At 28.8% G+C, this 24252-nt stretch carries 32 protein-coding genes and 1 pseudogene; 11 read left to right on the top strand and 22 right to left on the bottom strand.

Translation table 11 applies throughout. The features are described from left to right. The 4 genes from HMPREF3131_RS10930 to tadA all read right to left on the bottom strand — a co-directional run. Window positions 1–296: YSIRK-type signal peptide-containing protein (locus HMPREF3131_RS10930; RefSeq protein WP_083277827.1), on the bottom strand; the 296-nt coding region annotated here is incomplete at its 3' end. A 315-nt stretch (window positions 297–611) separates the two neighbouring features. Beyond that, window positions 612–1178, bottom strand: coding sequence for an NADPH-dependent FMN reductase (locus tag HMPREF3131_RS01765; RefSeq protein WP_070436399.1), 567 nt, complete (start codon window positions 1176–1178; stop codon window positions 612–614). Window positions 1179–1205: 27 nt separating this feature from the next. Beyond that, window positions 1206–2072: an HAD family hydrolase gene (locus HMPREF3131_RS01760; RefSeq protein WP_070436398.1), complete on the bottom strand. Its 867-nt coding sequence runs from the start codon at window positions 2070–2072 to the stop codon at window positions 1206–1208. 117 nt (window positions 2073–2189) lie between these two features. Further along, window positions 2190–2678 carry a tRNA adenosine(34) deaminase TadA gene (gene tadA / locus HMPREF3131_RS01755; RefSeq protein ID WP_049382356.1) on the bottom strand — a complete coding sequence of 163 codons (489 nt, stop codon included), beginning with the start codon at window positions 2676–2678 and terminating at the stop codon, window positions 2190–2192. 63 nt (window positions 2679–2741) lie between these two features. On the opposite strand from tadA, the gene HMPREF3131_RS01750 reads away from it, so the two are divergent. Beyond that, window positions 2742–3359, top strand: a complete 618-nt coding sequence (locus HMPREF3131_RS01750; protein WP_002455719.1) for a deoxynucleoside kinase — start codon at window positions 2742–2744, stop codon at window positions 3357–3359. Further along, entirely contained in the window at window positions 3352–4014 is a 663-nt protein-coding gene (locus HMPREF3131_RS01745) for a deoxynucleoside kinase (RefSeq protein WP_002449060.1), read from the top strand. The genes HMPREF3131_RS01750 and HMPREF3131_RS01745 overlap by 8 nt, the downstream gene beginning before the upstream one ends. 144 nt (window positions 4015–4158) lie before the next feature. On the opposite strand, the gene HMPREF3131_RS01740 is transcribed toward HMPREF3131_RS01745, so the two are convergent. After that, the gene (locus HMPREF3131_RS01740; RefSeq protein WP_070436397.1) at window positions 4159–4860 is read right to left on the bottom strand and encodes an HAD family hydrolase; all 702 of its coding nucleotides are present in this window, start codon (window positions 4858–4860) and stop codon (window positions 4159–4161) included. Between the two features lie 287 nt (window positions 4861–5147). Further along, window positions 5148–5378, bottom strand: coding sequence for a hypothetical protein (locus tag HMPREF3131_RS01735; protein WP_064207374.1), 231 nt, complete (start codon window positions 5376–5378; stop codon window positions 5148–5150). Window positions 5379–6072: 694 nt separating this feature from the next. Between HMPREF3131_RS01735 and HMPREF3131_RS01730 the strand changes: the two genes are divergently transcribed. From HMPREF3131_RS01730 to HMPREF3131_RS01725, 3 genes and pseudogenes are all read left to right on the top strand, one after another. Then, window positions 6073–6267 (top strand): hypothetical protein, encoded by a 195-nt coding sequence (locus HMPREF3131_RS01730; RefSeq protein ID WP_049336707.1) that lies wholly within the window; start codon window positions 6073–6075, stop codon window positions 6265–6267. Window positions 6268–6573: 306 nt separating this feature from the next. Beyond that, window positions 6574–7433 (top strand): annotated as a pseudogene (locus tag HMPREF3131_RS11435) (IS30 family transposase); the annotation flags it as partial. Between the two features lie 161 nt (window positions 7434–7594). Further along, the gene (locus tag HMPREF3131_RS01725) at window positions 7595–8392 is read left to right on the top strand and encodes a hypothetical protein (protein WP_070436396.1); all 798 of its coding nucleotides are present in this window, start codon (window positions 7595–7597) and stop codon (window positions 8390–8392) included. A gap of 1967 nt (window positions 8393–10359) precedes the next feature. Here HMPREF3131_RS01725 and HMPREF3131_RS01720 read toward each other — a convergent pair. From HMPREF3131_RS01720 to HMPREF3131_RS01710, 3 genes are all read right to left on the bottom strand, one after another. Continuing rightward, a complete protein-coding gene (locus tag HMPREF3131_RS01720; RefSeq protein ID WP_070436395.1) occupies window positions 10360–10683 on the bottom strand; it encodes a hypothetical protein in 324 nt (107 codons plus the stop codon). A 36-nt stretch (window positions 10684–10719) separates the two neighbouring features. Then, window positions 10720–11496, bottom strand: coding sequence for a hypothetical protein (locus HMPREF3131_RS01715; RefSeq protein ID WP_070436394.1), 777 nt, complete (start codon window positions 11494–11496; stop codon window positions 10720–10722). A 678-nt stretch (window positions 11497–12174) separates the two neighbouring features. Further along, window positions 12175–12429, bottom strand: coding sequence for a hypothetical protein (locus tag HMPREF3131_RS01710; RefSeq protein WP_070436393.1), 255 nt, complete (start codon window positions 12427–12429; stop codon window positions 12175–12177). A gap of 176 nt (window positions 12430–12605) precedes the next feature. On the opposite strand from HMPREF3131_RS01710, the gene HMPREF3131_RS11265 reads away from it, so the two are divergent. Beyond that, complete coding sequence (locus tag HMPREF3131_RS11265; RefSeq protein ID WP_160300589.1) at window positions 12606–12782, top strand: hypothetical protein; 177 nt, start codon at window positions 12606–12608, stop codon at window positions 12780–12782. Window positions 12783–13575: 793 nt separating this feature from the next. Here the strand turns inward: HMPREF3131_RS11265 and HMPREF3131_RS01705 are convergent. The 13 genes from HMPREF3131_RS01705 to HMPREF3131_RS01650 form a co-directional block, all read right to left on the bottom strand. After that, window positions 13576–14139, bottom strand: a complete 564-nt coding sequence (locus HMPREF3131_RS01705; protein WP_070436392.1) for a hypothetical protein — start codon at window positions 14137–14139, stop codon at window positions 13576–13578. Window positions 14140–14361: 222 nt separating this feature from the next. Further along, window positions 14362–14523, bottom strand: a complete 162-nt coding sequence (locus tag HMPREF3131_RS11260; protein WP_170076407.1) for a hypothetical protein — start codon at window positions 14521–14523, stop codon at window positions 14362–14364. A 511-nt stretch (window positions 14524–15034) separates the two neighbouring features. Beyond that, complete coding sequence (locus HMPREF3131_RS01700; RefSeq protein ID WP_070436391.1) at window positions 15035–15463, bottom strand: terminase small subunit; 429 nt, start codon at window positions 15461–15463, stop codon at window positions 15035–15037. Between the two features lie 25 nt (window positions 15464–15488). Further along, window positions 15489–15728 (bottom strand): terminase small subunit, encoded by a 240-nt coding sequence (locus HMPREF3131_RS01695; protein WP_070436390.1) that lies wholly within the window; start codon window positions 15726–15728, stop codon window positions 15489–15491. A gap of 57 nt (window positions 15729–15785) precedes the next feature. Further along, a complete protein-coding gene (locus tag HMPREF3131_RS01690) occupies window positions 15786–15998 on the bottom strand; it encodes a hypothetical protein (RefSeq protein WP_070436389.1) in 213 nt (70 codons plus the stop codon). Continuing rightward, window positions 15998–16588: a coiled-coil domain-containing protein gene (locus HMPREF3131_RS01685; RefSeq protein WP_070436388.1), complete on the bottom strand. Its 591-nt coding sequence runs from the start codon at window positions 16586–16588 to the stop codon at window positions 15998–16000. The genes HMPREF3131_RS01690 and HMPREF3131_RS01685 overlap by 1 nt, the downstream gene beginning before the upstream one ends. Beyond that, complete coding sequence (locus tag HMPREF3131_RS01680; protein WP_070436387.1) at window positions 16575–17420, bottom strand: pathogenicity island protein; 846 nt, start codon at window positions 17418–17420, stop codon at window positions 16575–16577. The genes HMPREF3131_RS01685 and HMPREF3131_RS01680 overlap by 14 nt, the downstream gene beginning before the upstream one ends. Before the next feature lie 59 nt (window positions 17421–17479). Then, entirely contained in the window at window positions 17480–18271 is a 792-nt protein-coding gene (locus HMPREF3131_RS01675; RefSeq protein ID WP_083277825.1) for an ATP-binding protein, read from the bottom strand. Window positions 18272–18292: 21 nt separating this feature from the next. After that, window positions 18293–19144: a DnaD domain protein gene (locus tag HMPREF3131_RS01670; protein ID WP_070436386.1), complete on the bottom strand. Its 852-nt coding sequence runs from the start codon at window positions 19142–19144 to the stop codon at window positions 18293–18295. Window positions 19145–19179: 35 nt separating this feature from the next. Continuing rightward, on the bottom strand, window positions 19180–19404 hold the full coding sequence (locus HMPREF3131_RS01665; RefSeq protein WP_048762058.1) for a hypothetical protein: 225 nt from the start codon (window positions 19402–19404) through the stop codon (window positions 19180–19182). Window positions 19405–19457: 53 nt separating this feature from the next. Further along, window positions 19458–19709, bottom strand: a complete 252-nt coding sequence (locus HMPREF3131_RS01660) for a hypothetical protein (RefSeq protein WP_070436385.1) — start codon at window positions 19707–19709, stop codon at window positions 19458–19460. Between the two features lie 59 nt (window positions 19710–19768). Continuing rightward, entirely contained in the window at window positions 19769–19978 is a 210-nt protein-coding gene (locus tag HMPREF3131_RS01655; RefSeq protein ID WP_227969240.1) for a hypothetical protein, read from the bottom strand. A 368-nt stretch (window positions 19979–20346) separates the two neighbouring features. Continuing rightward, window positions 20347–20547: a helix-turn-helix transcriptional regulator gene (locus HMPREF3131_RS01650; RefSeq protein ID WP_048761958.1), complete on the bottom strand. Its 201-nt coding sequence runs from the start codon at window positions 20545–20547 to the stop codon at window positions 20347–20349. Window positions 20548–20671: 124 nt separating this feature from the next. On the opposite strand from HMPREF3131_RS01650, the gene HMPREF3131_RS01645 reads away from it, so the two are divergent. The 5 genes from HMPREF3131_RS01645 (at window position 20672) to HMPREF3131_RS01625 (ending at window position 24179) form a co-directional block, all read left to right on the top strand. Next, complete coding sequence (locus tag HMPREF3131_RS01645) at window positions 20672–21277, top strand: helix-turn-helix domain-containing protein (RefSeq protein WP_070436383.1); 606 nt, start codon at window positions 20672–20674, stop codon at window positions 21275–21277. A 100-nt stretch (window positions 21278–21377) separates the two neighbouring features. Continuing rightward, complete coding sequence (locus tag HMPREF3131_RS01640; protein ID WP_002468636.1) at window positions 21378–21611, top strand: hypothetical protein; 234 nt, start codon at window positions 21378–21380, stop codon at window positions 21609–21611. A gap of 21 nt (window positions 21612–21632) precedes the next feature. Further along, complete coding sequence (locus HMPREF3131_RS01635) at window positions 21633–22106, top strand: DUF6978 family protein (protein WP_048761965.1); 474 nt, start codon at window positions 21633–21635, stop codon at window positions 22104–22106. Between the two features lie 4 nt (window positions 22107–22110). Beyond that, window positions 22111–22902 carry a DUF1828 domain-containing protein gene (locus HMPREF3131_RS01630; RefSeq protein ID WP_048761968.1) on the top strand — a complete coding sequence of 264 codons (792 nt, stop codon included), beginning with the start codon at window positions 22111–22113 and terminating at the stop codon, window positions 22900–22902. A gap of 140 nt (window positions 22903–23042) precedes the next feature. After that, window positions 23043–24179: a site-specific integrase gene (locus tag HMPREF3131_RS01625; protein ID WP_048761970.1), complete on the top strand. Its 1137-nt coding sequence runs from the start codon at window positions 23043–23045 to the stop codon at window positions 24177–24179. Window positions 24180–24252 lie beyond the last annotated feature (73 nt).

Here is a 24252-nt window from a genome sequence, read left to right as displayed (position 1 = left end):
TCTTTTGTTGTTACATCTTCTGTATTTTCTTCTGTTGATGTTGTAGCAGTTTCATTAGATGAGTCAATTTTTTGATTATTTTTGTCGTTATCATTCTCTATACTATTTAGAGAAGTATTTTCCATATGATTTTCTTCAGCTGCTTTTGCCTCATTGTCAGCGTGACCAAAAATCAATGTAGCACCAACTAATATTGAAGCTGTTCCTACAGTGAATTTTCTTATGGAGTACTTATTTAACTTATTCGAAATAAAATCCAATCTCTTGTTAATAGGACCTTGTCTTCTTTTACTCATATTTACCCCCTAATAAATAAATTATTTACACTTTAAAATGTAAAATACACATAATATTATATGTAAATACACTTCTAGGATAATGTATTTTACCATTTAACACAATACTTTTAAAAAATTTTACAATAAAAAAATAAATATTAGGTCCTACAATAGATAGGTACCTTTAATCTTTTTAAGTCAATTCAATTGAACAAGTGATAATTAGCTACAAATGATATATAATCTTTCTCGTTAAATAAAAAAAGAGCAACATACGTCGCTCTTTAAACTCGTTTCTTCCTTTATAAATGTGTTTTTTAACATTATTATAATTTATTTTAAATGTTCGTACGGACTGTTATTGACAAATGATACAATTTGATCGACAAATAGTTTTGCGCGTAATTGGAATTCTTCGTCATTTAAATACAGTGTACCGTCTTCTAATTTTGCATAGTCCGAATCGTGTGTTGCAATTTGTGTAGGTACAGCAATACCTAATAAACTACGAACAATGACACGTAAATGTGAGAGTGGCTCTGAACTTATGATACCGCCACTGTTACCAATTAAGCCCACTGGTTTCATTTTGACATAATCCATATTAATGTGATCTAACGCATTTTTTAAAATGCCTGAATATGAACCATGATAATTTGGCGTACCAAAAATTAGGAAATCCGCTTCCATCGCTTTATCTTGGAACTCTTTTGTATTGGCTTTAATTTCCTCTGTTGAATGTGTTGTTCCTGAAAAATCAAGTTGATTTAATGGTCTTTCAGCTAAATCAAAAATATCTACGTCGACATCATGATTATCGAATTGTCCTGTTAAATATTTAGCTAGTGCATTGGTATGTGAACCTACTTGTGCACTTCCTACTACGATAAGTCCTTTCATTTCGTTCTAACACCTCTTCAATATTATTTATTTCTCTTCAGTTAAAACTTTCATAATTGCTTTACCTACACCACTATGTTCATTGGTATCTGTAACCAATTTAGCTATAGCTTTCACTTCGGGCATCGCATTGTCCATCGCAACAGGATAGCCTACGCGTTCAAGCATGGATACATCGTTTAAATTATCACCTAACGCCATGACATCTTGTAAGTCAATATGAAGTTGATTAGCAATAGTTTCTAATGCAATTCCTTTTTGAGCATCTGAATGCGTAATTTCTAAATTACCACGTGATGATGATGAAACAGCAAGACTTGATATGGCCGATAATTCTTTTCCAATACGTTCAATTTTTTCAAGATCTGGATTAAACGCCAGTACTTTCATTATCAGTTCGCCCGGAATATCTTCAATATCCTTGTAATTATCGACAATTTTGAGTGTACCGTTATCAATGCGTTTTTGAATCCCTGCTTTAATCTTTTCAACATCGCCTTGTTGGCCTGCATTTCTTGCAATATCTAAATAGATATCTAAATCACGTGTTGGATCTTCTGTATAAATCCCTCTATTCGTATACACTTGGTAGTACACGTCTTCCCGATCAAGAATCGCTTTAATTCGTTCTACTAATTCATGATTTAAATGAGAGGTATTCATAATATTGAATGATTCATCACGTACTTCTGCACCATTTAAACAAATATAAGGCATTTTTAAATCTGTTTCAGCCATGGGTGTGCTTGCTTCATAAAACGCACGACCCGTTGCAATAACTACTGTAATCCCTTTTGATTGAGCATATTTAATCGCATTAATATTTTCTTCTGAAATTTCATGTGCTGCATTTAACAGTGTCCCATCCATATCTGTTGCAATCAGTTTAATCATGCCGTTACCTCATTTCATTAGCTAAACTTACAGCTATTATATTTTAGAACATACATATTCAGTGAACACAATTACAAAATTTAAATTTGTTTTACCGTTCCTATTCTAACAAATTTATCATCTTTTGTACGGTGATGAGTTTCTTTTAACTTTTTTAGCTCTTAAATCACGGAAAAATTGTTTCAATAAATTGCTACACGCTTCTTCTAACACACCCTGTTCAACAATTGCACGATGATTAAATTGTGGTTGTTGTAGTAAATCCATTAAACTACCACTACATCCTCCTTTAGGATCCATCGCGCCATATACAACTCGTGGTATACGACTCATTACAACCGTTCCAGCACACATGACACAGGGTTCTAATGTGACATATAATGTACAATCTTCTAAACGCCAACTTCCTATGACTTTAGCTGCCCGTTCTATTGCTAAGTGTTCAGCATGAGCAGTAGGCTGTTGCAGGGTTTCTCTTAAATTATGGGCACGTGAAATAATGTCGTTATCTTTAACGATCACTGCTCCGATTGGAACTTCACCAAGCTGTCGAGCCTTTTTCGCTTCTTCAATTGCACATTTCATGTAAAATTCATCATTTGTCATATGTGTCATCCCTTACTTATGATAAAATACTCAATGTCTATTTTAACATTTGGAGATGTAATTATGAATAAACCATTTATTGCAATAGAAGGTCCGATTGGCGTTGGCAAATCGTCTCTTACTCATAAAATTAGCCAAACCTTTAATTATTATGAAGAAAATGAAATCATTAATGAAAACCCCTTTCTTTCTGATTTTTATGATGATATTTCAAAATGGAGTTTTCAAACTGAAATGTTCTTCCTTTGTAATCGTTATAAACAAGCACAAGATATTGCAAAAATTAATCAAGGTGTGGTAAGTGATTACCATATTTATAAAAATAGAATATTTGCCCGCAATACACTTAACGAATCAGAATTTGATAAATTCAATCGTATTTTCAATATTTTAACTGAAGATCTTGAATTACCTAATATGATCATCTTTTTAGATGCTGATTTAGATGTACTGAAACGTCGTATTGCTAAACGTAACCGCAGCTTTGAACATCAAATTGAAGATAGCTACTTACTTAATTTAAAAAAGGATTATTTATCATTTTATGAAACATTAAAAAACGAAGGTGCTAATGTGATTTTAATCGACACTTCTGATTTAGATTTTGTACAAAATGAATCAGATTATCAATTGATTTTAAACCAAATTAAACCCATGATAGGAGATATAAAATATGAATAATTACGGTATCCCTCAAAATGCAATTATTACAATTGCTGGAACGGTAGGCGTAGGAAAATCTACATTAACTCAAGCGCTTGCTGATAAACTCAATTTCAGAACTTCCTTTGAAAATGTAGACCATAACCCCTACTTAGATAAATTCTATAATGATTTTGAACGTTGGAGTTTCCACCTGCAAATTTATTTTTTAGCTGAACGTTTTAAAGAACAAAAACGCATGTTTGAATACGGAGGAGGCTTTATACAAGATCGTTCTATTTATGAAGATGTTGATATTTTCGCAAAAATGCATGAAGAACAAGGAACAATGAGTAAAGAAGATTTTAAAACTTACTCGGAGTTATTTGAAGCAATGGTTATGACACCCTATTTCCCTAAACCAGACGTTTTAATTTATTTAGATTGTGATTATGATGAAGTAATCGACCGTATTCATCAACGTGGCCGCGATATGGAAATGAATACTGATCCGGTATATTGGAAAAAGTTATTTAAACGCTATGAAAATTGGATTAACAATTTTAATGCTTGTCCCGTAGTAAGAGTGAACATTAATGAATATGATATTCATGAAAACCCCGACTCTTTAGATCCAATTATCGACAAAATTGCACATATTATTCAAACATATCGAAATGTCGATCATCGATAAAAAAAGAGAGACAGAATTTACTGTCTCACCTAGGCAAGAAGGACTAGAATTAAACGTGGGTGTAAACCCATGTTTAATTCAGTCCTTGGCTGCCAATATGTTATAAATGTAGAAAATAACCATTATACTTTAATCTCTTTTTGTTTAATTATTTTGTGTATATTTTTTTAATACTTCTGGTACACTCACAGCTGTTTCAATCACGTAATCAGCATCCACAAGTTCCTCTTTTTTTGCGATACCACTTAATACACCAATGGCTAGACCTAACTTTGCATTCACTTTAGTCTTCATATCATTATTTGTGTCACCTACAATGGCTACATCTTCCGGTTTAACATCGTAATGATCAAAAAGTGGCTTAAGTACTTCAGGATTGGGTTTTTCAGCCGCATGCGCTTCAGTAGAAATGACTAAATCAAACGCATCTTTAGAATGTGTTTCTTCTAAAAATTGTGTCACTCCTTTTTCAGAGTCGCTAGTCACAATACCAATTTTATAGCCTTCTTGTCGTAATGATTGAATCATATCATAAACGCCATCTATCCAGTTATTTTCTGGTTCACGGCTATCTACTAATGTTTGACTTGTATCACGCGTCCATTTAGAAACATCTTTTCCAGATTCATCATTAAATGCATGAACAATTTCATCTAACGATCCTGAACCCATAACAGAATCCGGACTAATCGTATCTTTAACAACGCCTAGTTTGCGAAGCGTTACTTCTTTATTCGCTACAGGAAATGTGTCCAGGAAACTATTTACCAGGCGTACGCCAATTTTTTCCCAACTATGATCAAATTCAATTAATGTACCATCTTTATCAAATAATATCCATTCCATTTATATATACACTCCTTATTTTGTATTTCATTGTAATATACATTGTTCTTTTAAGTATAGTAAAAGAACTGCTTAGCATACGTTTATAAAAAAAGCCATACCTCTCTAGGTATGACTCAACTAAGAATATATAAAACTAGTTTTGAATAACGTTGGCATTAATGCCTCAACGGGAATGAGACTATGTGTAAGGGAATAGTCTCTAAAAATATCATACATCACTTCATTTTTATTGTCTACAACAAGTTGACATGTATCAACTTTTCGTTTCACGTTTCATTATATATCTATAATCTTACAGGTGCTATATTAAAAAATTCTACTTTTCCACAGTTTTTGCATTCTGTAATAAATGTTTTAATATTTGATGTTTCAGTATCGTCAGAAACTGGAGAAAATACAAATTTATCTTCATGATATTTAATTTTAGGTGCTATACAACATGTATCACGATGTTTTTTCTTATGAAAATCAGAAATTATTTCAATTTCCTTGTTTGAATATTTAACTTCAGTCATTGTCATCACCTCTTATTTAATGTGTCTTAACTTTACCATAAAAATTCAAAAGATTGTGCACAATTCCTTAATCGTTTACTTTTAATACCTAAATGTTAATTCGTTATACTTTAACTTATATATTAAGAAACACGCTTCTTATTTAGTAACTATATCTAAATAAAACGCGTGCTTTACTAGTATTTAATGAAAATATATATTCAATTCGATTAGGGGGAAACAATTAATTAATTTCTCGGTTCACCATTTACAAGAATACCACTTACTAAATCATATACTTTTTTAATGAAATTAAAGATATCTAACATGGTTTTCATCTCCTTAAATATATTTACAACTAATAGTTTAGTACATATTTTAATTTATGGGGGATTTCTGCCTAAGTTGATATGATTCATGCTAAAATGTCTTGATGTTCCTATTATTTCATATTAAATGTTGCCTAGAAGTCCAAATTATTCATCAAGTTCCCAAAAAAATGAAAAAGATGTATTGAAAAATAATAAAAAATTTGCCTTATTGCTTTTATATCTATAAGTGGTTTAATTAATAGATAATACAGTGATTACAATCTTCACTTAAAAAATGAATGAACTGATTCATCAAATTCCATAACATATCTTTGTGATATGCTATTGAGTAATTTTAACAATGATATTCATCATATCATTACTAAAAATGAAAGGATATATTCATGTTAATCGTTATTTTTATTTTATTCGGAATCGGAATTGGATTATTTATATTAAGTTTCTTCTTAGCACAAAATGAAGGACTCGCTTATAAAACAATTAGCAGAGGGTTTTCTGCACTATTTGTATCACTTGGTATATTAGCATTAATGGGGTATCTCATTAATTTTATTTCTTCACATTATTTAAATATCTAATTCCTTATATTTTCTATTCTCAACAAAGTGGAAAGACATCATTTAAAGTTGTCTTTCCACTTTTTCAATTTACTTTGTTGTATTATTGGTATCTTGATTATACTTGAATTAAATATATATCGTATTAATTACTCTAAGATTATCCAAATCACGGATAAAAATGGATTTCGATATTATTTGACTATTTTTAAATGACGAATTGTAATATTAAGTGCAATACTAGTAAAATTCCATAAAAAAGGTCATGATTAATACTTTACTGTAAGATGTTAATGATCACAAAAAACCCATACAAGAGGTGCCAATATGAACTATATTCACCTTAAAATAACTGAACGTGCAAGTATAGAGACTCTTAGAAAAGAAAATTATTCTTTGAGAGCTATTGCGAATTGGTTAAACCGTTCGGTTTAAACTATTTCTCGTGAAATTAAAAGAAATAAATCACAACATAATTATGTTGCTCACAAAGTGCAAACGAATTATAAAACTTGCAAGAAGAATTGTAGTCGTCCTTCTAAATTGACTAATGACCTAATGAACACAATTGTTCATTACTTAAAATTACATTAGTCACCTAAACAAATTATTGGAAGATTACTTCAAAACATGGTTTGTTTTAAAACAATTTATAGATGGATTAATGCCAACTTATTTACTTCCTTATTTAAGACAAAAAGGCAAAAGACAACCTTCTAAAGAAACCCGAGGACATTTCAATGTTGGTAAATCAATATCTCAACGTCTTTTGAATATTAAAAAGCGCAATTCTTTGGATCATTGGGAGGCAGGTACAGTTGTTTCAAGCAGAGTACAAAGTAAAGGCTGCCTGGCTACTTTTACAGAAAGAAAATCTCGCTATTATATTTGTTTTCTTATATCTGATTGCTCTTCTAAATCAATGAAAGTAGCGATAAAACAATTTATTTCACCTTTGCCTAACAACGAAAAACGATTACTATAAATCGTTTTAAAAAGTTTTCTTGTTACTGTAATATTGAACCTCAATTTGATGTCAATATCTATTTTGTTGAGCCATATTCTGCTTGGCAGCGTGGAACTAATGAAAATTCTAATGGGTTACTTAGAGAATTTTTTCTAAGAAAACAGACATGACAAAGGTTACTCAAGATGAATTGAATTATGTTTTAAACTCTATTAACCATCTATTATCTTTTATCAATTAACTGTTTAGTTAAATTTTTATAAGCTTGAAAAAAATTGTTGTGAAAGTAATAATTATTATTAGTTGATTATAGAAACTTTTTAAATCTATATTATTTTTTAAATAACAGTCTTTTGGACTAATATAAAGGAGCGATATGAGTTGTTAGACTCTATTCTATCAATAATTTCAAGCATACTTACTATATTAAGTATAGTCATACCATTATTTCATGTTCAACAAAAAAATAGTAGTAAATTAGCGATAAATAATAATATACAATTAATTAATAACTATAAAAAAGTTGAAAATATAAAATATAATAGTGTTAATACGACAGATAATGATATTATGTTTTTAATTTTAGCTTTTATTGGTTTTGTCTTTTCTATCATATTATTCGTAAAATTCAATTATATTATTTTAGGATTAACTTCTATTCTTGTTTTCATAGCTACACTTGTAAACACAATTAGAATAGTTAGAAATAATTTAAGTTTAAAAAGTTATTTATATTTTGCTATAAAATATTTCTCTATATCTACTATTTTGTGTCTTAGAGTTTTTGACAATCCCCCAGTAATAGTCGATTTAGGTCACAAATTAGTAAAATTTGATTCCTCTAATTTATCAGAATTTATAAATTCTATTATTTTAATGATCAAGTCTACTGTAAAATATATTATTGAACTTAACATACCTAGTTTTGACTTCTTCACTCTTGTTTTTTATATTATTGCTATTATTACAATATGGTTATCAATAATTACTGATTTTTCTAAAAAAAATTTTTTCAAAACTTTAGAAAATTTATATAAAACAATAAAGTCTTTTTTAATAATGTGGTTATTTCTAATCCTTGAATTAATAATTTTATACTATTTATTAAACTTTGAAAAATTGAAAGATTTTACCGAACTTTTTTTAAATCCGATTTTTAAATGGTTACAATTCCCTTAATATTTATATCTATACAAAATTTTTAATAATTATTTTTTAATTTTAATATTGTATTTAAATTAAAATGCCTCTTTCTATTAAAGTTTTTTGTTACTATTTAAATATTTGCTCCCCCGTATTTACTAAAATGACAATCTGCTTATGTTTTAAGGTATCCTCAAAGCACATATCCATTACACCCACATTGCTAAATCGACAATCTGCTTAATACTTGTAATACTAAATTAGGAGGACACCCACATAGCTACATTGGGAATGTAGCTATGTATCTAAGCAGTTGCTGTATTTACTTACTTAACGTCGCAAGTTGCGACACTTGAGAAAATGTTTCGTTAACTCCTTATTTAGAACAACTAACAAAGAACGTTGTGTTTTCCTGCTCTCTTTTATACATGACTGAACGAATTATTCATGCAGCTACCATTATGAATATTTGTAGTTATATATGATAACCTATGTGTGTATTAATTGGAGCCAGATAATCAAACAGATCAAAATCATAATTAGCATTACTTTCATTGAAACTTAGTCTTACTAGTCGTGTACTAGCGAGGCTTTTTTCACATACAAAAAGGGGCTTTATGCCCCTAAAGATCTATATCATTTAAATGAATTTCATATGCTGAGATTACCTAAGTAATAATGGTATTAGGTATATGGTATTTGTAATAGAAGAAAAACACTAAGTCAAGGGTTGTCATTTAGGTAATCTCATTACTTATTATTACATAATAAAATTTAATTATCTATACTATTGAAATAAAAAAATAATATTTTTTATATTTAAATCTAATTAATTATTAAAATGATAAAAAATTGTTTATCTTTATTTGTAAAGGGTATAATTTAATTAGCAGAATATTTCGTTATAATATTTTGCTCCTTATTTATTTTACATCACCACTCTTACTTAGTTCGACATAAGCTATGTTAAGAGTGATTTTTTTATGCAAAAAAGAAGCCAACCCACTTTTTGATGTCCCCCCAAAAAGTTGTTCTAAAATAAAAAACAACAAGCTAGAAATCACGTAGTTATAACGTTTCTAGCTTGTTGTTACAAGTTATTTATATTCCGGCACAATGACTCTCCAACAATAAATATATTTTATATGTATTTATGACTATTTATAAACATTGTTATTTTAGCTTTTTATATCATTACTTTTACTCATATTTACTATATATTTTTAAATAACGTATTCAAAACGTATTCAAAATAAAAACGTCACTTACAAGTGACGTTTGAAATGAGATATTTAACTTGTCCGTGTGCTAACTCTTTAATACTTTTACCTTTATTCCATACATATACTTTTTTCAAACTTATTTAAAATAAGATAAATATATGGCTACACTAACCATTATCAATGCAATAACTCCGTGTAATATTAAATTAATCAGTATCATTTTTATATTCATGTTTTCATTGTGGTTCATTCTTCTATAATTCATATTATATAAAAGTGTATTAATCACAGAGTATATGAGTACAAATAATATGCCTAATAGAATAGCAACATATATATTCAATACATTTCACCTCAATACTTTTTTACGAGTTTATTCCACTGTATCATTGATGATTGCTTATCTCAACGCAACAGAGAGCTTCTCTCAGCGTCTTAAAATACAAAAAACGCCACTTCGTAAGTGACGTTCAAAGAATAGTTTATTTAACTTGTCCGTATGTAAATTATTTAATTATTAACTGTATTTCATATGCACACACTTTTTGTACTCATCAATAATATCTCCTGCTAATTTTAAGCTATCTTCTTTGAAGAATTATTCTGCAATAAATTTGATAACATAAAATTGCTTTTAAATAATAATCTTTCATTATTATTGCTCATCTTTATGTAATATTTTTAATTCTTGCTTTAAATTTTTTCATTTCTATTAGATAATACTTAATTTAATAGGAAAATCAGATTTTGAAAATCTCCTAAGAAGTATGTATTCTTAAATTAACTTCTTTTAAACTTTTTAATAAACTTATTGTTACTTTTTTGCATTTCCACTGAATAATATTTTTTTGAGATACTTTCATCATACACTGATTTTAGCGATCTAAATATTATTGGTTTATTATCAAAATATCTATCTAATATATTTTCTTCGTCTATTTCTAAAAGCGTAATATTAATTTTTTCATTTTCAAGTAACTTTACTAATTCTAATAACGTTGCGTTTTCAAATTGTAGTATAATTTTTTTATTTTCTTCAACTATGTATAGGTCATTAATGTTATAATCATTTACAACTGAATTATTATAAGCTATTTTTAACATAATCTTTTTCCCTTCTTAAACCTTATATTTTATTCATTATTTTGTTGTATTATCATATTGCTCTTTCAATTCAGAAATTTTTTTAGAATATTTCTTGTCAAAACTATCTTCATTTATAAAATTTTGATCATTAAAATTCTCAATCATTTTAGTCACTTTAATAAACTCTTTGACTTCAATTTTTTTAAATTTTTCTTGAGCATAATCACTTTTATTGTATTCCCAATGGTGTTTAAGTAAAAATTTAGTGTATTGTCTAACTTCTTCTATTTCTTTCAATTTGAGTGTTTGGTTTAAATCTTTCTCTATTAAAATGCTATTTATTTCTAAACCTTTAAAACGTTTAACAATTATATTTAATAATCTACAGTATATGTAATTAGATATTTCATCAAATTGTTGATGATTCGATTCTTCAATTTCTTCTTTAGTTTTTGGAACAAATCTTAATGAAGCTAGTATTCTATATACATCTTCAAAACGTAAAATTGGCTTAGAAGCTATATTCATCAATTCTTTACGCCATTCTGATTTTTGATCTAATTCATTTAATAATTCTCGGTTTTTTAATTCTTGATTTTTTAATAATTCTTCATTTTTTAATTCTTTATTACTATTAATAGTATTACTAACTCCCCAAACAGCAATTAATGCTGCTCCAATAGTACAACTACCTGTAAAAAAGATTTGAACTACTTCATTATTTTCTAAGAAAAACATAAGTATTGCTAATACTAAAATCACTAATAAGACACATATAATTTTAGTTGTTAATAATGTTTTTGCTTTACTTTTACCTTTGTCATTATTCATTTCTATCTCCATATAATTTATTTTATTAATATCACTAAATTAATTATATGCATTATATAAGATAGTATGCAACAAATATTTTCTCATTTATAACTTAAACCTATTTTGCTTTAATATGTGTAATCCTAAATTAGGACTACACCCATATATTAACATTTGTCTAAATTGGGAATATGTCTACGTATCGAAGCGGTTGTTGTATTCACTTACCTAACGTCGCAAGTTGCGACACATGGGGTAACGTTTTGTTCACTCATCTATGGGGTAGCGTTTCACGACCTCATGAATAAGGGGATAACGTTTCGTTCAGTCCTTACTTAGATCAACTAACAAAGGGCGTCGTATTTCCCTACTCCCTTTTATACGTGACTGAACGAATTGTTCATGCAGCTACCGTCACGAATGGTTACGGCACCTTATAAATAAAAAAGAAGCTAACCAATTAAGGCTAGCTCCTATGTAGTAGAGGTAGAGTAAAAACTCTATATGTAACATAAAGACTTTAGAGGTCATCAAACCTCTTTCGCTATTGTCTCATTATTTATATATTTGTCTACAACGTTTACAGTATCTGTAAAATATTTACAATCTCATTCCCAATATTTTAGGAATGAAATTCGCTACTAGATCATTATGTTGCTGCGTACTCAAGTTGAATACGCAGCTATCAGTAATTATTTATCCTCTTTTTCTTTTCTTACTTAATTTATATATCAAATAAATAACTACAACTATAATCGTAAATAAGTCAAAAGACGATAAAAGTGATTTACTAAAAGATTGCTTTATCCAAAAGAAGCGGATTAGAAATAATAAAGTTGATTGTATTATTAAAGCAAAGAAAATATTAATGATTGGTTTATCTTTAATGAAGTTATACACACTATAAGCTATACAAACAATAGTTATGATTAACATTAAAGCTTTTGCCATTGCTAATACTCCTTTTTAACTTTACATTAGCATATCATTGTATTATTTGTATTTTAATAGTTTCACTGTCCAGATTTGGACTATGAGATTCACTGCGCACATTTGCGCCATGAGATCATATTAGATAATGTATTATTATAAAGTGATAGATACTATTAAACATTGAGGTGTATAAAATGAAGTATAGATTAATTGCAGTCGTAATATTCGCTATAATCGTTCTCATTGCTACTTTTTATATTCAACCTATGCTTAATACAGATAACCAATTAATTAACTTAGTTTACGTTGTATTTTTGTTTGTTGTTGGTGCTATTTTAGGATACATAGGTCGTCGTTTAGATAGTAAATAGCTGCGTTGCCATTTTGACTACGCAGAGAAGCTGTAAACGACTTTTCTGAGGTACTAAACTGGTACTTCAGATTAGATAACCAACATGTTTGTTTTCTATTTATATTCTAAAGCGCCGACATTTCGGCTGTATTCGTCTTAATTTAGAGAACCGACATTTCGGTTTTCTAATGCACTACAGCTATTGAATTGATTAATAAGCTTATATTTAAATTTCTGATACGGTAACTTAACGTATCAGCTTTTAGAAGCGGAATACAACTTTCAATATATTCACTTAGCCCAAATTTGGTTTCAGTAAATGTACTTATATTACTGAGCTCACTTTTGAGCTGAGAAAATATATTTACTCAGTACATTTAGATTGAACAATAAATTAATATCCTCAAATTTGGGGATATTAAAAAATAGTAATAAGTTCAATTATGGACATATTTAACCGACTCACTTTTGAGCTGGTTAAACCACTTCCCTATTTTAAGGTACTGCTTACAAGCGGACTTTTAAGTCCGTTTGTTATTGTATGAAATGTAAGGTTTGGACAGGTTATAAATAAAAAGGCTGCACCCAAAGGATACAGTCAGTTTATTAAAGGATACTCAATTTTGAGTAGTAAGTTTAGTAGCTGCATTTATTATCTTATAAAAGCCTCTAAACGTAAATAGAAAACGCTTACTTTTATATTATAAAATTTAATACATCATATTTACATTTCTTTTTCAACTCTGTATTATTTCTATATAGTATCAAGACAAGAAGAAACTCGTTTCACTCGTTCCTAAAACAACAAAAAATTATCTAAATTTAGAACGCATTTCATCAAGAGTTTCATTTTCTAAAGTAGTAAGATTTTTAAGTAAAGTTTTTTTGTATTTACACTTAGGACTAGGACATTTATATTTATAAAATCCCCAATAAGTTCGAGTAAGTTTCATCTCTCTCATATCATTAGGACAATAAGGACCCTTAACTTCACCTATTTCAACTTCTTTTAAATCTTCAAATTTAACATTTTTCAAATCATTACTCATCCAGGGTTCTGAAAGATAATTAAAAAGAACTTTCCATTTGAAACCAAAATAATCCACTTCTGCAATCCCTTTATAATTTTGCATTACAAAAAAACCAATTGGATTATCTTGTAATTTATCTATGCGCTTTCTTATGACAAAACGAATTAACAGAATAAACAAAAGTAGCAAAAACCAATAAAAATAAAATTTATATTTAATCAAAAAATCAAAACTTATTGTTTTAAAATTCAAAATATATACTAAAAAATTAGTAATTGCCGTAACTAAAAATGAACTAGCTAAATCATATAAAAAATTCTTAAATTTTGAATTAATAATAACCACCTCGAAATCATTTTACTAAAAAGCTTACTCCAGATTTAGAATATAATTACTAAAAATGCTTTATTCCAATTGCTTTATTGATGTTGAGCCTCTGAATCCTTAACAATCCCAAAACTTGTCGAATGGTCGGTTTAATAGCTCACGCTATGCCGACATTCGTCTGCAAGTTTAATTAAGGGTTCTTCTCAACATCAATAAATTTTCTCGGCATAAATGCATGAATTACATTTTTCGTCTAGCATTCCAACCAATTAACGCATTACCAATAAAACCAATAATTCCACAGAATAAAGCCACAGAGAATGAGTTATCACCTATAAAAAAAACAACTAAAAATATCAAAATTCCAACTACTAAACTTATTATCCACTGACTTATTTTCATAATTTAAATCTCTCCTTTTAAATACCCTTATTTGCAATTTTAAGATACTTTTTAGAGCATTTAGAGAATTTCATATATATTTTTATTTAATGGCTCTGAGAACGCAAATAAAAGCTGAATTTAAAAAATTAGAAAAACAAACCTTTACTTTATATACTACCAAATTAAACTCTTATTTAATATTAAATACAGAATAAAGGGTACTGTAAAATACCGATACCTTAATTATTAATGAAAATATTCTTATGCTTTTTTAAGTAATAGTTTTGGTCACACAAAAAAGTTTAATCAAATAAACTGCTACTCAAAAGAGTAGGCGGACTACTCGTAATATTACACAAAAAAAGACCAGATGAATTAACATCTGGTCACCGGGATCTCACCGGGAACGAGCTACTTATTAAAGTAGAAAGCGGGATTTCACCGCGAATTGTTATATTAAATATACCAGATATTACTTTTAAATTAAACTTTTTATAAACCTAATCTTTGTTTGCTCATCACTTTCTCCTTAATCCTCTTCTGGCACATCATCAATGAATATTGGTGTAGTGATTTCTACCTCATGCTTATCCGTCCACATTCTATAACGTTTGCCTAATAATTCTGCTGCTTTTATTCTGTCTTTTGCACTAGGTCGTATTGTTTGGATTTCTTGTATACCGTCGCCCACATATACCAATATTTCTTCTTTTTCTTCAGCTCTAAGCACTCGTGTTAAATAACGCATGATCTCATCAGTTTCTGCTATGCTTTCTTTTTGAATAATTTCTAAGTTATCATCTATATATTGATTTATTCCGACATTTTCCAACATCTTATGGCTTCTAGCCTTTGCATACTTTTCGCTATAACCTACATTAATAGCTGATTGATAGGCGTTTCCAGTTCGAATGTACTCATCTGCGAATTGTTTTTGTTTTAACGTTAATGACTTCATTTTATCCCTCCTAACAAATTATTACCTACTCTATTAATCTTGTTAAATAACACATAACTCCGTATTTTTCAGTCATATTATCGTTCTTTATTTCTTCTAAACGCTCATGTATATAGGATTTCACACTAATATTTTCCAATAATTTTAAAGCATTATCTCTTGCGTATACTTCACTATATCCCACTTTTATAGCTGAATAATAAGGATTACCCGTTTCTATATACTCATCTGCAAAGCGTCTTTGTTTAGTTGTTAATTTTTTCATGTAATACCTCACTAAGCTATAAAATAAGCCTATCACTAAGGATAGGCGTGTATGATATTAACCTTTAATAATGCGATTTTCTCTAGCCATTTGTAGAAGCGATTTTGAACTTTTGGATTGTTGTTTTGCTTCATTTCTGCGTTGCTCATCATTGTTTTGATTTATTTGAGCCTCTACGACATCTAATAATTTATCACGATCTTTCTCTGATAAATTTGTTTCTAACATAATATGATTTGATACCTTATCTAAATTGTGTTTTCTAGCCATTATTTAGCACCTCTAAATTTAAGTTTATTATTGAATATATCTATGATTGGTAGATCCATTTTTGAAATAAATGGACTGTATAAAATATCTCTAAAGTGATTTCGCAATTCTCTTTTTACTTCATCATCTTCGTTGAAGTTTTCATTATAATATGGATTAGCGTAACGTAAATATTCCTTTTCATACTTAACGTTTAATTCGTCAATTTCTTTTAAAACTTTATTATATTCTTCCATGATTGGATAGAATTTAGCTAATAATTTCTCTTTATCTTTTTTATATAATTTTGGTACTTCTTTTTGGTGCTTAATGAGTTCAATCGCCTTTTTACGTCTAGCTTCATCAAATACTTCTTTTTTTGTTGATAAGCGTTTCTCTAATGCTTTTAATTTCTTCTCATTACTATCAAATGTAGTATAGAGTTCATCAGCTTCATTATCTTGTAAGTTAGCGATTAGTTCTTTATATTTAGCTTTATCTTCTTTAATTCGTTGTATAAGTTCCTGACGTTCCTTTTCAAGTTTATCGATACTCTCTCTTTGACCTATGACATATTCGTTGTATTCATCAAAATATTTAGCAGTTTTCATATCGTTTCAACCTCTTTTCGATTGGATTATTTATTAATGTTCTCGCTATTGCTTTTAAATGATTATAGGCTTGTTTTCTTTGTTTCAATGGCAAGCGATAAAGTGCTGCGTCAGTTAATATTTTGAGATTGTAACTATCAATATTAAACTCATGACGATCTAACACATAAGATAAGAGTTCATCATTGTTCATCTGTTGAATTAAGTCAATGAATACTCCCATATCTGTATTGCGTTCTGCTTCATGTTCTTTAATCAGTCGCAGCTCTTTCTCTTGATTGAGTGTTAAGCCATAACCATTATTAATCTTTTTCTTTTGGTGTCTTTTTCTTACTTCGTCTTTGTCCACTAAGTACATATTTTGTGATGTTTTGTTATGTTCTTCTTGTCTTTTCTCTCTTTCAGCTTGGACATAGTTATATAAATCAATTTTAAAGCGTCTCACAAGCTCATTATCACGCACCTTTGTATTTCTGATGTAATTCTTTATAAATATTTGTTCTTGCTTTGTATAGCTCTCTAAAACAGCGTATAAATGATATAGGTTTCTATTGCTTTTTCTGATGAACGCATTCAACTTCTTTTTCTCTTCAATGATGTACATGACTAAGCTTTCTAAATTTTGCGATTGATAGTAAACCATTTGAGTTACTGGATCACATACCATGTTTGGTGTATTGCGTTCATATAATGTTTCGATATAGTCCTCTATCATCTGTTTTTTATCTTCAATAAATTTAGGATTATAAACTGTGAATAACGTATCATCACTAATCATTTCGATTTCTTCGGCGTCTGTGTCTTGTTGATACGCTTGTTTTAGACTTGCCATACTGTGTGTTACTCCTTTCTTGGAAGCGGAACGGGTATTTAACCCGTTACCACTTATGATTATTTTTTAGTTAATCGGTAGTCTGTTCCTTCAACTTCGATCACCGTTGTATTCATCATCATTCTTGAATAAATCTTTGTTAGCATTTTGTCAGATGTTAGCTCTTTGTTAGTGTTGTTGGTTGTGATGATATTGTGCTTATTTACTCTTGCATTAATTACACTGAATAACTTACCTTTTTCAAAATCTGTTAAATTCGGCGTTATATCATCAATGACAAGCACATCACACGCCTTAATACGATTAATCAGCTCTGTTTCAGTATATTTAGCTGTTTTACTCATAGTATCTCTAAATAAATCGATAAGTTCGGTAATATCATAAAATAATACTGTGTAGCCCTTTTCTTTAATTTCTTTGATTGTAGCCATTGCAAGTGCTGATTTACCTAAACCGAATGAGCCTCTTAACATAATTGATTGCTTATTATCTAAATTAAAGTTCTGTGCGTAACGCTGCATGGTGTCTTTTGCTTTTTGTTGGCTTTCATTTCTAGGGATATAATTATCGAAGGTTGAGCTCTGTAAATCGTCATTCACTTTCGATTTATTAAACATACGATCAATTTCACTTCGTTTTATCTTAGCTTTATATTCTTTTACTTTTTGTTCAGCCATTTGCTTTGCTTCACAATCACAACCACTTTTAATTTCTTGTATTGTTCCGTCTGACTTTTCAATTTCGTAATAGTCATAACGATTTTTACAACCTTCACAAAATAGATTTTCTTCAACCTTTAAAATCTTGCCACGCTTTTTATTGTTATTCATCAATGTTTCAAGACTTTTCAAAATCGTTCCTCCTTACTTAACTTATAAATATTGTTGTCGTTCTGGTGAGTTTAACCAATCATCATCAGTATCTTTTGTAGATTGCTGTACCTTATTCTTACTTACTTCACGTTGTTTTCTACGTGCTTCTATGTCGTCAATAGACTTAATACCGTCTTGATACCAACTTTTAAGAATACTGTTAGCATAGCTCCACTTACATACGTTATTTGTTGCTGCTTCTTTTAATGCTTCTATAACGATATTCTCATTACCGTTGAAGTCATCTATCCATGCATTAATTTGATCAATAACGAATGGTTGTAATATTCCAAATCCATTTTCTTGGTAAAAGTTGAATACATTACTATAAGAATGTGACGGTGGTTGTTGTTTAGTAGTGCTTGCACTACTACTACTGTTAATTTCTGTATCATAATTATTAGTTAAATCCTTATAGGTATTATTAATATTAGTAGTGTGCGATTTTCCGTCGTTGGTTTTTCCGTTGTTGGATTTTCCATTGTTGGTTTTTCCAACGTTGGTTTTTCGCATGTGGATAGAATAATCTTCATCTACATTTGATTTTCTAATGTGGTTAGGCTGTTCATAGACTTCATAATCATAGCCCTGTAATCTTCCTTTATCGTCACGCTTTCTTTTTCGCTCAATATATCCAGCTTTTTCAAGCTCTTTAATTCCACTTTTTAAACTACTCAGCTTATCGCTTGTATGTTTTACTAATTCTGTTTCATAAATCTTCCAATCATCTGGACGACTTAATAGATAAAGTAGTAATCCTTTAGCTTTCCAACTTAGATTATTGTCATGAATAAAACCTTTATGAATGGTTACAAAATTACCACTCTCTTTTTTGACTCTATACGTTGCCAATCATCTGCCCTCCTTTGCTGCTAATTTTTATTAATCTATAAAAAGCCTCTTTCAAATAATTGTGTCCGTAGTGTTTTAAAACGCTTGTAACTTATCATCAAATCATTACATGTTTGTGTAGCGCTAGGAATAATATTGTCGCCTACATGAGCCATGTAATAGCAATACAATGCTTTAGCTTCGATACTTATATCTTTGCTAGACATAACACTTTGCGTAATGACGCCATAACCTTTAGAACACTTGATTTTATTAGTCATAAAATGCTATCCTTTCAGTAGTTTATTTGTTTATTAAATACTTTTTGTTGGCGTTATCTGTTTCTGCTTTGGCTGGCGTGAACAGATGACGCTTTTTCTATTTCTAACTTCATTTCATATTCTTTTCTTTGTGCTTCTATCAACCTTTCATACATAAGTTCAATAGCTTTTTGTTTATTGTTATCTTTCAATAATTCAATAGCTTCCTCATATGCTTTAGCTTCAAATGAATATGAAGTATATAAAATCATATCTTTCACTTTGTTTACTTTTTTATGATCGTATTTCTTTTTAAATAATTTCATTGTTTTGTTCCTCCTATTGCTCCATATTGAAGCGATTTATTATTTTGAATACTTTCTACTTAAATCTCTTTTCTGTTTCTTAAATGTTGTCTATACGCTTTATAGAGATATGAATGTTCTTCATCTCTCATATCAAATTTAAGTGCTGCAATCATACTTCCAAATAAGAAAAACACTAACGCATAATGTAATTCAGAATACATATTTAGGAATATAGTAATTACACAGATATAAGCGAGTTCATTCAGAAATCTAATCAATTTAAACACCACCTTAAAATTGAATTAATACTATCGTTCAATCACAAATTACTAACATGCGGGACTTAGATAATTTATTTTTTCTGTGATAGTAAAAATTCTTCAACTTCTTTGAGATCATAATAATAACTGCGCCCTTGCTTTCGTTTAGTAAGTCCTAAACGTTCCCACTCAGTAATATCACTATGTGTACATCTGTATAACTTTCTTAATTCTGTTTGTGTAGCCCATCTCTTCTGTTGTTGCTCTATCTTTCGCTGCGCTATCTGTTCAGCAAGTTTTAAGATACCATTTGCTAATTCTAAAGAAGCGGATTCACTTAGTATCGGTTGCTATTCTGCCATGTTTAAGCCTCCTAAACTGTAATTTCTGTACTTTTACTGTAAAAAAATTTCCTTATCAACAATAATATTATTTTTTTTCATAAAATTAATAAACTTATTTATCTCTTTCACTTTAAAGTCCGATTTGCCATTTTCCTTAGAAGCATAGGAATTAGTTGACATACCAAGAATGTCAGCCATTTTCTTTTGAGTTAGTCCTAAGCTGCAACGATATCCTTTTACTTTGTTTTCCATTTAAACACTCCTTTCTGTAATTGCTGTAATTCAATAATACAAAATACTTTTATAAAATGCAAGTTTTTTTGTGTAATTTCTGTAATTAGTTTATAATATTTTTATGAAAGGAGAATTTATTGAAATGAAAAGTGCAAAAGAAGTAGGCCAAACTATTAAACTTATTAGAATTGGTAAAAAACTTAGTCAAAAAGACTTTAGTAAAAAAATAGAAACCACTGTATCAGCTTTAAGTAATTGGGAAAATGGTAGAAATTATCCTAAAGATGATTATCTAATTAATATAAGTAATATTTTTAATGTTCCATTAGACATTTTTAAATATTCAACTAAAGAAAGAGTGACAGAGATTGTAAATTCTCTTGAAAAAAGAGTGAACGAAAACGATAATTACAAAATTTTATACTCTCCTAAAGTTAAAAATGAAATTATTGAAAAAGCCACTTTAATTACTGATAAACAACAAGAAAATTATAATGGTTTACTTAATTTTTCAACTAAACAAGATATTTTGAATACATTAAATGACTTGATTATAGATGAAAATATCACCATTGGTTACAATTTTGAAAATGATAACGAAGTCTTTAGTTTCATAGATACTGAATTAAGGAATTTTACTTCTAAAAATATTAAATTGTTAATTTCTAAAAATGCTAACCATGATTTAGTAGCTAAAATAGAAAATGAATTGTACAATGCTATCGATAATATCGACAAATTAAGATAATCTTTCCACTCCTGCTTACGAGTTCATACATACTATTTACACATTAATATAGCATTACATAGTCGTTTATATTTAAATTTAATTAAAGGAGAAAGATAGAATGTACTTCAATGATTGGAAAGTTACTATTAACGGAAAAGGATCACATGATGTTGTGACAAATGAAGATACTTTGTTAATTTTGCAAGATTATCAACATGTTGAAATAGCATTAAAATTAGTAAACGATACTATTCAAGTAAAATCATTAGGATATGGAGAGGATGTAAGCATTAACCCTACTACAAAAGAAATAACGGTTAATGTAACAAATTTATTAGAAGATGATGAGTAATTAATTAAAGGAGGTTGAGAGATGGAGTTAAAATTAACAGATAAAGAGGCAAATGATTTATTATTTTTAAGTAAAGAAATATTGGAACGATACAATATAAAATTAGAAGAAAACTGCAAAGGCGAAATAAATATTACTTCTCCAAAAGTACCTACAAAATTTATTTTAAATTATTTTATAAGACCAGGGAAAGCTACTTTGAATTTTAGAGAAACTCAATATAATACATGTTTGTTAAGGATCAATTTAAATGATGGTTTTCACAAAAATTCAAACAACGATATAGTCAGAGGAAATAGAATTAATATTTTTTCTGAAAAAGAATATAAAAATAAAAATGACTTATCAACACATATGGTAGCCTACCCATTACCTTATAAAATTTTTGAAGATAGTTCAGATTTCGTAAAACAATTATTCTCCGTTTTACGATATACTAATACTAATCATAATGATAAAATTTATATCGAAACTAAATTTCAATTAGGGTGGTGATACTATGAATGACAATGAAATTAAATCTATTAGCGAAGATTACTTTAACTATTTAAAAAAAGAATCTAAATTCGTACCTTTAGAAAATGAAAGTATTGAATTCTATTCACCAATTGTAGATTATTTTGGTGATTCGATTTCAGTTAACATCTCTAATAACATTGATAATTATCTATTGACAGATTATGGTGAGACATTATGGAATTTGGAGCAATTAGGCATAGATTTAACTAGTCATAAAAAACAAAAAAAGTATCAGTTCCTTAAAAATATAATCGAAAGTAACAATTTAGTTCTGGAAAATAAAAAAATACAACAATATATTGACAGAAAAAAACTACCTCAAGCCATACATGATTATGTTTTAGCTATTTCGGAGATAAGCAATTTAGCTATTTTAAAGAAAGATAATATAAAATCTCTATTCAGAGATGAAGTGATACAATATTTTTTAAAAAATCGTGAGACTTATCCAAACGTCTTCATTGAGTTTAAAGTTGAAGGTAAATCAAAGCTCACTCATAACTTTGAGGCAGTTTTTCCAGGTAAAACCACAGAATATGTAAAAACCATTAAACAGATTAATAAAAATAGTGCAAAAAATCTCCTTTTCGATTGGGAAGATGTTGAAGAATATAGAAGTAAAATGTACGATTCTAATGCAAGATTAAACATTATTACGGAAAATGAAGATGAAATAAGTGATTCAGTAGCAACTATGCTATCACGGTATAATGTTGAAGTATTACCGTTTGACGATAAAAGAAAAATAAAAAGAAAATTTAGCAATCTTTAATTTCAGGGTAGCTCGCCTACCCTACTACAAATTCACTTATAGTAATATTAATACTATTACCGCACCAATGAGTAACCACTCTCAAAGGTGTGTTCAATCCAATCAAACGCATGCGGGCAAGTAGAAAGGATTGATTTACAATGATTAAGAAATATAAAAAGAAAGACGGCTCAACGGCGTATATGTTTGTTGCATATCTCGGTGTTGATCCAATTACTCGTAAGCAGAAGCGAACAACAAGACGTGGCTTTAAAACTGAAAGAGAGGCCAAAATTGCAGAAGCTAAGCTGCAAACAGAAATACAAAGTAAGGGATTTCTAAATACTGATATCACGACTTTTAAGCAAGTATATGAGTTATGGATAGAGCAATATAAATGCACCGTTAGAGAAAGTACATTTGTTAGAGTTAGTAATATGTTTAAAATAAAAATACTTAAAGAATTTGATAATATGCCTATTCAAAGTATCACTACACCTTATTGTCAAAAAGTTATAAACTACTGGATAGAAAATTATAAGGATTTTAGAAATATTAAGGTATACGCTGCGAATGTATTTGAATATGCTGTTATGTTAAAAATAATACATGAGAATCCATTTAAATATACTAAATTACCGAAAAGAACAAGAAATAAAAGCAATGAGCATTTAACCTATTATTCTAGTGATGAATTAAAACAATTTCTAGAACTTATTAAAGACGATTTAATGTATTATGCTATGTTTCGACTTTTAGGATTTACTGGTATGCGTAGAGGGGAATTAATGGCTTTAACTTGGGAAGATATAAACTTTAAAAATAAAACAATCAGTATAGATAAAACTGTTACTATTGGACTTAACAGTAAAGAGATTATACAACCTCCTAAAACTCATTCATCTATAAGAGTTATAAGCATTGATGATCGTACGCTTTCAATATTAAAAAATTGGCGTGTAGAACAACGTAAACTTTGTTTAATGCATGGACATAACACAAGTAATAAATCACAATGCTTATTTACAAATTTACGAACAAATAAACGTCTACAAGTGCAGCACCCCAATAAAGCAATGGATAAAATATGTAAAAAATATAACTTTAAAAAAATTAAAATTCATGGTTTTAGACATACTCATTGTTCATTACTATTTGAAGCGGGCTTATCTATTCAAGAAGTGCAAGATAGACTCGGACATGGTGATATTAATACAACAATGGATGTTTATGCTCATATTACCGAAAAACAACGTGAAAAAGTTGCTGAGAAGTTTGCTAATTATATTAGTTTTTAACAATAACGTATTCAAAACGTATTCAATTTATAATTACTAAAAAAACAACAAGCTAGAAACCGCGTAGTTATAA

Origin of the sequence: Staphylococcus sp. HMSC14C01 (genome assembly GCF_001808085.1) — a bacterium.
GTDB lineage: Bacteria > Bacillota > Bacilli > Staphylococcales > Staphylococcaceae > Staphylococcus > Staphylococcus hominis.
Note: the sequence above shows the minus strand (reverse complement) of the source record. Positions and strands in the feature narration are given on the sequence as shown.

Bases quoted from the DNA above. Each gene is read 5' to 3' on its own strand.
- HMPREF3131_RS01630 (WP_048761968.1), top strand. From the start codon at position 22,111: ATGAATGACAATGAAATTAAATCTATTAGCGAAGATTACTTTAACTAT.
- HMPREF3131_RS01765 (WP_070436399.1), bottom strand. From the start codon at position 1,178: ATGAAAGGACTTATCGTAGTAGGAAGTGCACAAGTAGGTTCACATACC.
- HMPREF3131_RS01665 (WP_048762058.1), bottom strand. From the start codon at position 19,404: ATGACTAATAAAATCAAGTGTTCTAAAGGTTATGGCGTCATTACGCAA.
- HMPREF3131_RS01750 (WP_002455719.1), top strand. From the start codon at position 2,742: ATGAATAAACCATTTATTGCAATAGAAGGTCCGATTGGCGTTGGCAAA.
- HMPREF3131_RS01645 (WP_070436383.1), top strand. From the start codon at position 20,672: ATGAAAAGTGCAAAAGAAGTAGGCCAAACTATTAAACTTATTAGAATT.
- HMPREF3131_RS01710 (WP_070436393.1), bottom strand. From the start codon at position 12,429: ATGGCAAAAGCTTTAATGTTAATCATAACTATTGTTTGTATAGCTTAT.
- HMPREF3131_RS01715 (WP_070436394.1), bottom strand. From the start codon at position 11,496: ATGAATAATGACAAAGGTAAAAGTAAAGCAAAAACATTATTAACAACT.
- HMPREF3131_RS11260 (WP_170076407.1), bottom strand. From the start codon at position 14,523: ATGAAAATAAGTCAGTGGATAATAAGTTTAGTAGTTGGAATTTTGATA.
- HMPREF3131_RS01735 (WP_064207374.1), bottom strand. From the start codon at position 5,378: ATGACTGAAGTTAAATATTCAAACAAGGAAATTGAAATAATTTCTGAT.
- HMPREF3131_RS01760 (WP_070436398.1), bottom strand. From the start codon at position 2,072: ATGATTAAACTGATTGCAACAGATATGGATGGGACACTGTTAAATGCA.
- tadA (WP_049382356.1), bottom strand. From the start codon at position 2,678: ATGACAAATGATGAATTTTACATGAAATGTGCAATTGAAGAAGCGAAA.
- HMPREF3131_RS01745 (WP_002449060.1), top strand. From the start codon at position 3,352: ATGAATAATTACGGTATCCCTCAAAATGCAATTATTACAATTGCTGGA.
- HMPREF3131_RS01650 (WP_048761958.1), bottom strand. From the start codon at position 20,547: ATGGAAAACAAAGTAAAAGGATATCGTTGCAGCTTAGGACTAACTCAA.
- HMPREF3131_RS01625 (WP_048761970.1), top strand. From the start codon at position 23,043: ATGATTAAGAAATATAAAAAGAAAGACGGCTCAACGGCGTATATGTTT.
- HMPREF3131_RS01660 (WP_070436385.1), bottom strand. From the start codon at position 19,709: ATGAAATTATTTAAAAAGAAATACGATCATAAAAAAGTAAACAAAGTG.
- HMPREF3131_RS01685 (WP_070436388.1), bottom strand. From the start codon at position 16,588: ATGAAAACTGCTAAATATTTTGATGAATACAACGAATATGTCATAGGT.
- HMPREF3131_RS01635 (WP_048761965.1), top strand. From the start codon at position 21,633: ATGGAGTTAAAATTAACAGATAAAGAGGCAAATGATTTATTATTTTTA.
- HMPREF3131_RS01730 (WP_049336707.1), top strand. From the start codon at position 6,073: ATGTTAATCGTTATTTTTATTTTATTCGGAATCGGAATTGGATTATTT.
- HMPREF3131_RS01720 (WP_070436395.1), bottom strand. From the start codon at position 10,683: ATGTTAAAAATAGCTTATAATAATTCAGTTGTAAATGATTATAACATT.
- HMPREF3131_RS01680 (WP_070436387.1), bottom strand. From the start codon at position 17,420: ATGGCAAGTCTAAAACAAGCGTATCAACAAGACACAGACGCCGAAGAA.
- HMPREF3131_RS01700 (WP_070436391.1), bottom strand. From the start codon at position 15,463: ATGAAGTCATTAACGTTAAAACAAAAACAATTCGCAGATGAGTACATT.
- HMPREF3131_RS01740 (WP_070436397.1), bottom strand. From the start codon at position 4,860: ATGGAATGGATATTATTTGATAAAGATGGTACATTAATTGAATTTGAT.
- HMPREF3131_RS01640 (WP_002468636.1), top strand. From the start codon at position 21,378: ATGTACTTCAATGATTGGAAAGTTACTATTAACGGAAAAGGATCACAT.
- HMPREF3131_RS01690 (WP_070436389.1), bottom strand. From the start codon at position 15,998: ATGGCTAGAAAACACAATTTAGATAAGGTATCAAATCATATTATGTTA.
- HMPREF3131_RS11265 (WP_160300589.1), top strand. From the start codon at position 12,606: ATGAAGTATAGATTAATTGCAGTCGTAATATTCGCTATAATCGTTCTC.
- HMPREF3131_RS01695 (WP_070436390.1), bottom strand. From the start codon at position 15,728: ATGAAAAAATTAACAACTAAACAAAGACGCTTTGCAGATGAGTATATA.